2 protein-coding genes are annotated in these 10,370 nt (G+C 42.4%); both read left to right on the top strand.

Going from position 1 to position 10,370, the window contains the following annotated elements; translation table 11 throughout:
* Positions 1–42: 42 nt before the first annotated feature.
* Positions 43–6,198, top strand: a complete 6,156-nt coding sequence (locus LG375_RS03325; protein ID WP_225745286.1) for a ZmpA/ZmpB/ZmpC family metallo-endopeptidase — start codon at positions 43–45, stop codon at positions 6,196–6,198.
* A gap of 458 nt (positions 6,199–6,656) precedes the next feature.
* The gene (locus LG375_RS03320) at positions 6,657–10,298 is read left to right on the top strand and encodes a mucin-binding protein (protein WP_225745285.1); all 3,642 of its coding nucleotides are present in this window, start codon (positions 6,657–6,659) and stop codon (positions 10,296–10,298) included.
* Positions 10,299–10,370 lie beyond the last annotated feature (72 nt).

The raw sequence follows: 10,370 nt of genomic DNA, 5'->3' as shown, positions 1-10,370 counted from the left end.
CGTGCCTTGGGGTACAAGGATTAATATATAGGAAGATTTTGAATGAAACAAGCAAATCATGTTTTTGAAAAAGTGACAAAATACGCCATTCGTAAATTGTCAGTAGGTGTAGGGCCAGTTGCTATCGGGACATTCTTGTTAGCAGGTGGTCTTTTCGTGTCTAAACCAGTTTCGGCAGACCAGGTTACTTCGGATGCATCGGTACACATGGCCTATGTCACAGAAAATGAATTAACAGCTGAAGAGCAGAAGCAAGTGGTACATGCTATTCCTAAGGAATATCAAAATGAGGACACTTTTTATCTGGTTTATAAACGTAAGGGAGACAGTCAAGCTACTCTTCCTCAGACAGGAAGTTCTGACTGGGCAGCGACAGGTTTGGGATTGGCAACAGCGACTATGGCTGTGTTGCTATTTTCAAAAAAACATCGTAAAAAAATTATTGGCTTAGTCTTGATTGGGGCCGCAGGGCAAAGTCTCCTTGTGCCGATAGAGGTTCTTGCCTTGCAAAACAAGGAGTTGCAGGCCTATAATCAAACTCTTGCGGTTTCAAATAAAGAAGATTTGGCTAAGGGTGTTATTGCCATTGATGGTTATGAGTATGTGGGTTATCTGCGTTACTCTGCTAAGCCGGAGCTTGAACAACCTTTGGAGAATACTTTGCAAGGGCTTGAGTCTTCAATAAAAGAAGATAATACAGTTAGTCAGGGGACAGCTGATAGGGATAGTAAGGGCATCAGTTGGAAAAAAGGAACACAGGAGCCAGGTCATGAAGGCGAGGCGGCTGTTCAACCCGCTAATCCAGAGTACACAGGACCAATTAGCGCTAAAGGTACGCAAGAATCAGGTCATGAAGGTGAAGCAGCTGTTCAACCTGCAAATCCAGAGTATACCGGCCCAATCAGTGCTAAAGGTACGCAAGAATCAGGTCACGAAGGTGAGGCTCTAGTTCAACCCGCCAATCCAGAGTACACCGGTGTTATCAGTGCCAATGGTACCCAGGAAGTTGGACACGAGGGTGAAGCATGGGTCCAACCAGCTACTCCAGAGTACACCGGTCCAATCAGTGCCAATGGTACCCAAGAAGTTGGACACGAAGGCGAAGCAGCTGTTCAACCTGTCGCTCCAGAGTACACAGGTTCAATCAGTAGCGATACTACAAGTGCTAATGGAACGCAGGAAGTTGGTCACGAGGGTGAAGCATGGGTCCAACCTGCTAATCCAGAGTACACTGGACCGATCAGTGCTAACGGTACCCAAGAAGTTGGCCATGAAGGCGAAGCAGCTGTTCAACCAGCTAACCCAGAGTACACGGGACCAATTAGCGCTAAAGGTACGCAAGAATCAGGTCATGAAGGCGAGGCTCTAGTTCAACCCGCCAATCCAGAGTATACCGGCCCAATCAGTGCTAACGGCACACAAGAAGTTGGCCATGAAGGCGAAGCAGCTGTTCAACCAGCTAATCCAGACTATACTGGTAAACTGGAAGCCAAGGGTACACAAGAATCCGGTCATGAAGGCGAAGCAGCTGTTCAACCAGCTAATCCAGACTATACTGGCAAACTGGAAGCCAAGGGTACACAAGAATCCGGTCACGAAGGTGAGGCGGCTGTCCAACCCGAGAATCCTGTCCACACTCCAGTTGTTGGAAGTGTCACAGAGACTGAAACGCAAGCCATCGATTATCCTATCGAAGTTATCACTGATGATAGCAAGTATGTGGATGAAGAGGTTGTCGAGCAAGAAGGTCAAAAAGGTAGCCAAGAAATCCAGAAAATTTACCAAACCATTGATGGTGTCAAGGTTGGTGAGCCAACTATTGTGTCAGGTAAGGTTATTGAGGTGCCACAACCTAGAAAACTTCGTCGTGGCAGTAAACCTCTAGATGGAACAACGACGGAAGAGTCTATCGTAGAGCTTCCATTTAAAGAGATTGTCCAAGAAGATGATAGTCTTGAAAAGGGCACTATAAAAGTTGTTCAAGAAGGTCAAAAAGGTCAAAACAAAATCACCAAAGTCTATAAGACCTATAAAGGGAATAAGACGTCTGAGGCACCAACTGTCACTGAAACCGTGCTAGTTCCTGTTCAAGATCGTATCGTTCACAAAGGGACCAAGGTGTCTGAAAAACCAGTGCTTACGCTGACACAGATTGACAAGGATGATTTGGGTCGTAGTGCTAAACTTAGCTACAACTTGACGAATCCAGGTTCAGCAGCTATCACGACTATTAAAGCAGTCCTCAAGCAAAACGGACAGATTGTTCAAACGCTTGATATTCCTAGCACGACCTTGACTGCTGACCTAACAAACTTAGACTATTACAAGCCATATACCCTCACAACAACCATGACCTATGATCGTGGCAATGGTGAGGAGAATCAGGTTTTGGCAGACCAAACTCTCCAACTGGATCTCAAGAAGGTTGAGCTTAAAGATTTTGCACGTACAGATTTGATTAAGTATGACAATCAAACAGAAGTGGATGAGACTCGTCTGGCAGCTGTACCTCAGGATCTCACGAATTACTACTTGAAGATGACTTCTGCGGATCAGAAGACCACTTACTTGGCTGTAAAAGCCATCGAAGAAACGACGGTTGATGGCAAGGCGGTTTATAAGGTAACTGCAGCAGCGGACAATTTGGTTCAACGTGATGCCCAAAACCATTTTGCTCAAACCTATAGCTATTACATTGAGAAACCTCAGGCTAGCCAAGCCAATGTTTACTACGATTTTGCTGAGTTGGTCAATGCCATTCAGGCTAATCCTTCAGGTGAATTTAGGCTCGGACAAAGTATGAGTGCTCGTCACGTCGTTCCAAACGGTAAATCATACATTACGACCGAATTTACTGGTAAGTTGCTAAGTGATGGTGACAAACGCTATGCCATCTATGATTTAGAGCATCCATTGTTTAATGTCATCAATGGCGGAACAATCAAGAATATCAACTTTGAAAATGTAGATATCAATCGCCCTGATCAAAATCAAATCGCGACGGTTGGATTTAACCTTAAAAACAAAGGTCTGATTGAAGATGTTAAGGTGGCTGGTTCAGTGACTGGTAACAATGACGTTGCAGGTATTGTCAATAAGATTGATGAAGATGGCAAGATTGAAAATGTTGCCTTTATCGGTAAGATCAACTCTGTTGGTAATAACTCAACAGTTGGTGGGATTGCTGGTTCAAACTACATGGGATTCGTCAACAGAGCCTATGTCGATGCGACCATTACAGCTCAAAATGCCAACGCAAGTATGCTGGTGCCATTTGTCACTTACATGCTCAACAGTTGGAAATCAGGAACGAAGGCTAAGGTAACCAATTCAGTAGCTAAAGGTGTTCTTGATGTTAAAAACACAAGAAATGTCGGTGGTATTGTCGCTAAGACATGGCCTTACGGCGCTGTTCAAAATAATGTGACCTATGCTAAGGTTATCAAGGGCCAAGAAATCTTTGCTTCTAACGATGTCAATGATGAAGACGGTGGCCCATACATCAAAGATCTCTTTGGTGTTGTCGGCTATAGCTCGGCCGAAGATGGTACTGGTAAAGATACTAAGAGTCCGAATAAGCTCAAACATTTGACCAAGGAAGAAGCTGACAAGCGTGTTGAAGGTTACAACATCACAGCTGATACATTTGTTAGCGAGCCTTACGCGTTGAATACTCTTAACAATGTTTCTAGTCAAGCTGATTTTGCCAATATTCAAGACTATAAGCCAGAATACAAGCAGGCTTACAAGAATATTGAGAAATTCCAGCCATTCTATAACAAGGATTATATTGTCTATCAAGCAAACAAACTGGCCAAGGACCACAACTTGAATACCAAAGAGGTGCTCTCAGTGACACCAATGAAAGACAGTAACTTTGTCACAGACTTAAGTGATGCTAACAAGATTATTGTTCACTATGCTGATGGAAGCAAGGACTACTTCAAGCTTTCAGAGAGTGCAGAAGGTTTGAGCAATGTTAAAGAGTACACTGTTGCTGATTTGGGTATCGCGTACACTCCAAATGTCGTTCAAAAAGACCACTCAAGTCTTATCAATGGTATTGTTGATATCCTGAAACCGATTGAGTTGCAGTCTGATCCGATTTACCAAAAACTTGGTCGTACCGGTCCAAACAAGGTCAATGCTATCAAGAACCTCTTCTTAGAAGAAAGTTTTGACGCTGTTAAGGCTAATTTAACTAACCTGGTGACTAAGCTGGTTCAAAATGAAGACCACCAGCTTAACCAATCACCAGCTGCCCAACAAATGATTCTTGATAAGGTTGAGAAAAATAAAGCGGCCCTCTTGTTAGGTTTGACTTACTTGAATCGCTACTATGGTGTGAAGTTTGATGATGTTAACATCAAGGAAATCATGCTCTTCAAACCAGATTTTTATGGTAAAAATGTGGATGTCCTTGACCGTTTGATTGAGATTGGCTCTAAGGAAAATAATATCAGTGGTTCAAGAACCTACGATGCTTTTGGTGAAGTTCTCGCCAAAAGTACCCTTTCTAGTGATCTGACCGACTTCCTTAATTACAACCGAAAACTCTTTACCACTATCGACAATATGAATGATTGGTTCATCGATGCTGCTAAGGATAAGGTCTACGTTGTTGAGAAGGCATCTCAAAATGAAGGTGTCGGTGAGCACAAGTATCGTGTTTATGATAACCTTAGTCGTGGTCTCCACCGCAAGATGATTTTGCCATTGTTGAACCTTGATAAGACAGAGATGTTCTTGATTTCTACCTATGACACCATGTCTTATGGTACGGCTAACAAGTACAATACAACCTTAGAGAAGTTGAAACCTGAGATTGATCTAGCCGCTCAACGTCAAATCAACTATCTTGATTTCTGGCAAAGATTGGCTACGGATAATGTCAAAAACAAATTGTTCAAAGACATTGTCAATCCAGTCTGGGAAGGTTTCTATGTCTGGGGCCATGGTTGGCCAGGTTGGCCAGAGCGCTATGGCCAATTCAAGAACAGTACAGAAGTCTATGCGCCAATCCGTGAAATCTATGGACCAGTCGGTGAGTACTATGGTGATAACGGAGCCATGGCCGGTGCCTATGCTGCCATCTACGACAATCCATACGATAATCGTGCCAAGGTTACCTTCGTCATGTCTAACATGATTAGCGAGTACGGTGCTTCGGCCTTCACTCATGAAACAACTCATATCAATGACCGTATTGCCTACTTTGGAGGCTTTGGTCGTCGTGAAGGAACAGACGTTGAAGCTTATGCCCAAGGGATGTTGCAATCACCAGCTACTCAGGGCCATCAAGGTGAATACGGGGCCTTGGGACTTAACATGGCCTTTGAAAGAGAAAACGACGGTAATCAGTGGTACAACACGAATCCAAACAAGTTGAAGTCACGTGAAGCCATCGACCGTTATATGAAGGGCTACAATGACACCCTCATGCTTCTTGACTCCCTTGAAGGGGAAGCGGTCCTCAGCCAAGGAAATCAAGAGCTCAATAACGCATGGTTCAAGAAGGTAGATAAACAGCTACGAGGTAATAGTAAAAACCAATACGACAAGGTTCGTGCTCTAAGTGATAGTGAAAAAGCTATTAACTTGACCTCTATTGATGACCTTGTAGATAATAACTTCATGACCAATCGTGGACCTGGAAATGGAGTTTATAAACCTGAGGACTTCTCTTCTGCCTATGTCAATGTACCTATGATGTCTGCCATTTATGGTGGTAATACCAGTGAGGGCTCTCCAGGTGCTATGTCCTTCAAGCATAATACTTTCAGACTCTGGGGTTACTACGGCTATGAAAAAGGCTTCCTAGGTTATGCGACCAACAAGTATAAACAAGAAGCCAAAGCAGCTGGCAAGAACACCCTTGGTGATGACTTTATCATTAACAAGATTTCTGATGGCCAGTTCAACACCCTGGAAGACTTCAAGAAGACCTACTTCAAAGAAGTGAAAGAAAAAGCGTCTCATGGTTTGACGACAGTTACTATTGATGGTACATCAGTAAGCTCTTACGATGATTTGTTGGCCATGTTTAAAGCGGCAGTAGCCAAAGATGCTGCAAGTCTTAAAACAGATAATAACGGTAATAAATCTGTATCAACAAGCCATACGACAAAACTCAAAGAAGCTGTCTATAAGAAACTCCTACAAGAGACAGATAGTTTCACAAGTTCTATTTTCAAATAATAGATGAAAGAATCCCTTTTGGTATATGCCAAAGGGATTTTTGAGTTTGTTCGAAAAAGGAGTAGTAAGGAGTCTCTATGTCAGTATTGGCAAGGGGTTAAGAGAACTGTGAGTTGAGTCGTTAAAAAATTTTTCTTTTGAAGGGAGAGTATTTTGTATTTTAATAAATATCACCAAAACTAAAAACTAAGGTTAGGGTGATGAACGTTTTTAATGAAAAATGGTTTGATATAAAAATATTTTGAAAATTATAGAACTAACAAAACAGAGGATTGTGGTAAATAAAAGCACGAACGTTTTGAAGTTTCAAAGGACTTAGATAAAAGTTTTAAATTAATATTTTCTAATAAAAGTTAAACTTTTACACAATTATTAGTATATATTTGACAATTTAATAATTATAGTATAAAATGGAAACTGTATATAAAGTAATTTGGATATTGAGGAAATTTATTATTATGAGAGATATGTTTAATAAACGCCAACGTTTTTCATTAAGAAAATACAGCTTTGGTGTAGCCTCTGTACTTTTGGGAGTTTCAATCTTCTCAAATGCACAGGGTGCCCAAGCTGATGAAACGGTAGCACCAACTACCGCAGGTATGGAAACAACTGCTGAGCCAGATGTCGTCGTGGAGCAATCAACGCCAACAACATCAGTAGCTCCAGCAACAACAGAAAACGCACCAAGTTCAGTCTCTACTGTGGCCTTGGCTAGTGAACAACCACAATCAGCAGCTCAAGACAGCCAAGCAGCTTCAACAACTAGTCAAACAGCAGCTAGTTCAGAAGTAGCTTCTCAGGCTGCATCACAAGCGAGCTCTGAGTCTGCAACAGCGACTGCTTCATCTGTAGCTACAAGTGCCCAAGCTCTTAGCTCAACAGCTGTAGCAGAAACTCCTGTTGCTGGTCAAGTATCAGCACAAACAAGTGCGGCTGCTTCAGTTGCGACTGCAGCAGAAACTGCAAGTGCAGAGTCTACAACTAACGCTGTAAATAGCGTCCTTAAAGTAGCGACTAGCGAGTTGGCCGTGACAAGCAGTGAATTGAATGCTGCTGAAGCAAGTCTTAACTCTGAAAATCTCATCAACGCTATGGGACTTGCGGTATCAAACCGTAGCCTTCGTACAGCAGATGCGGTTGCTGTTTTGACAAATGCTGGAGCAGGCTCAACAAACCCTGACTTGACAAACCTTGGCTACAAACTTGCCTTTTTGCCAGAGCGTCAACAATACTTTGTTAATATTGATTACATCAACCACCTCAAAGTTGGTCGTGATAACCGTGGAGTAATGAGACCTTATGACTATATTACAAACGGTAATTACATGGTTGTTGTTAACTATGCCAACCTTGGTATTATTGACTACGTTGATGAAGCAGGAAATAAGATTCCTGGATCTTCAACCTACCGTATCAATAACTCAACTGAAACAATCACAGCAAACGGTAAGACTTACAATAAAATTTATGATGCTGGTGTAACAGAACTTCCACCAGTACCAGCAGGATACCGCATCAAATATGCCTCTGCTGACAAATCTAAAGCTAATGCTTATGTAGATGTTTTGAAGTCAGAACGTCAATACGACTATAATAACGGTATTGCAACAATCCGCTCAGAACGTGCTTGGGACCGTAACCAAAGCCGTGTCGTTGACCTTGTGCAATTTGCTAACGGTTCACAAGGATTGGATGCTTCAATTGATGCCAATGGTGGTGGTCAATACCTAGCTCCAGGTTACCGTTACCACATTATCGTTGAAAAAGACACTAAAGATGTCACAAAAGCAACAAGTCAAACAGTAACTTACACTGGTGCTGATACGAAGACACCAGCTGCTAACACTCAAAATGACTTTAGCTTTAACGGTAAAGAAGATCCTACAACTAATACAACAACTTGGACTGAAACGACTCACACTTATGGAACAGTCAAAACTCCAGTTGTTACTGGTTACTATGCCGATAAAGCCGTAGCAGGTGGCAAGACAGTAACTCCAGATGCACCAAATGCGACAGACACAGTGACATACAAAGCCTTTGGTAAATTTATCGCTGTGGATGAAAATGGAAATCCAATTCCAGGTGTATCAACAACTGCCTACACTAACGATCTTAATGATGCGACTAAGATGATTGCCATCGACAAGACGCTTCCAAGTATTCCTGGTTACACTGTTAAGGTTATCCCTGCATCACCATCAAATCCAGGTGAAGACACTCGTGTCGTTTACGTAGCTATCGTTAACGATGTGACTAAGGCGACGAAACAAACAGTTACATTCCAAGGTGCTGGCGATAAAACTCCAGCTGCAGATGTGAAATCTGACTATACCTTTGTAGGTAAGGATAACCAAGCGACTGGTAAGGTGACTTGGAATGAAACTAGCCACACTTACGGTACAGTTAAGGTTCCTGTTGTTAATGGTTACTTTGCAGATAAAGCGGTAGCAGGTGGTAAGACAGTAACTCCAGATGCTCCAGAAGCAACTGACACCGTAACTTATAAGGCCTTTGGTAAATTTGTCATTGTTGATGAAAATGGTAACCCAATTGCAGGTGTGTCAGATACTGCCTACATCAATGATCCTAACGATCCAACTAAGATGATTGCAGTTGACAAGAACTTGCCAACTATCCCAGGTTACACTGCTAAGGTAGTACCTGCAACACCAGGTGATTTGTCTAGCGATACTAAGGTTGTTTACGTTAAGAACGATCAAAAAGCAAGTGTTGTTTACCGTGATGAAACAAGTGGTTCAACCCTTGAAACTGTTGCTTTGGCTGGTAAGTCTGGTGAAGCGGTTAACTATTCAACAGCTGAACGTATCAAACACTATCAAGACCTTGGCTATGTCCTTGTAACAGATGGTTACCCAGCTGGTGCAAGCTTTGACTTGGATAGCACAGTTGACCAAGCTTGGACAGTAAGCTTCAAACGTGTAGCACTTGACTTTAATCCAGACAATGCTCACGAACCAGGAACACCAATCTATCCTAACCAACCAAACGGTCCAAAATGGCCAGCTAAGGATGCTTACCTTAAAGATGTGACATACACTGTTCACTATGCAAGCAAAGATAGCAATGCTAAATTGCCAGCAGACAGTGTTCAGAAAGCACAATGGAAACGTTCATTGACGCTTGACTCTGTAACAGGTGATATTCTTACTGCAGGTGAATGGAAGGCAGATAAGACTAAGTTTGATCTCGTGATTACACCAATGGTTAACGGTTACTTCGCCGATAAAGGCCGTGTGGCTTCTCAAGATGTCACTATGGACAGCAAGGTTGAAACTGTTACTTACACTAAATTTGGTAAGATTATTGCCGTTGACGAAAAAGGGAATCCAATCCCAGGTGTTGAAGCAGTTACTTACACAAATGATCCTAACGATCCAACTAAGGCTGCCATGACCCTTGTTCCTGAAGTGAAAGGTTACAAGGCTGATAAGACTGGTGTGACACCAAGCAACCCTGGTGAAGATACAAAGGTTGTTTACAAGGTGGTTAATGCAGAACCTGCTAAACCAGCAGTTAACAAAGAAGTTGGTACTATTGTCGTTATCTACCGTGACGAGTATGGTAACCAAATCAAGATGCCACTTGTGATCACTAACTCTGTTGGTTCAGAAGTTAATGTTCATGGTGACCGTTACATCTACCGTAACGGTGTGAAATATGAATTGATCCGTCAAGAAGGTAAATCTACAGACAAGATGACAGAAGGTCAAACAGTCGTAACTTACATCTACCGTAAAGTCGAAGATGGCTCAACACCATCAAACGGTAACGGTGGTCAATCTGGAAGCTCAACTTCTAAAGCTGTCAAAGCAACTTCAAACGGATCTAAGGGTTCTAAAGGTTCTGGATCTGGTTCAGCTGCTGATGGAGCATCAGATGGTAAAGGTTCAGATAAGAAGAAATCTGGAAACAAAGATGGTAAGAAGGCAGATGGCTCTGATAAAGCTAAAGAAGGTGATGAACAATTGCCAGTAACAGGCGAGTCAGATAACAACCTTGCAGCAATGGGTGTTGTTGTTATGGGACTTATGTCAGGACTTGCGGCTATGAATCGTCGTAAAAACCAAGACTAAGATTTCCACACCTTATCTCTCATAAATTCCAAAAATAAAATCTCTCTCGAGTGAATTGCTCGGAGAGATTTT

The organism is Streptococcus sp. Marseille-Q3604 (genome assembly GCF_916619785.1).
In the GTDB taxonomy this organism is placed as follows: Bacteria; Bacillota; Bacilli; order Lactobacillales; family Streptococcaceae; genus Streptococcus.
This window is presented reverse-complemented; position numbering and strand designations above follow the sequence as displayed.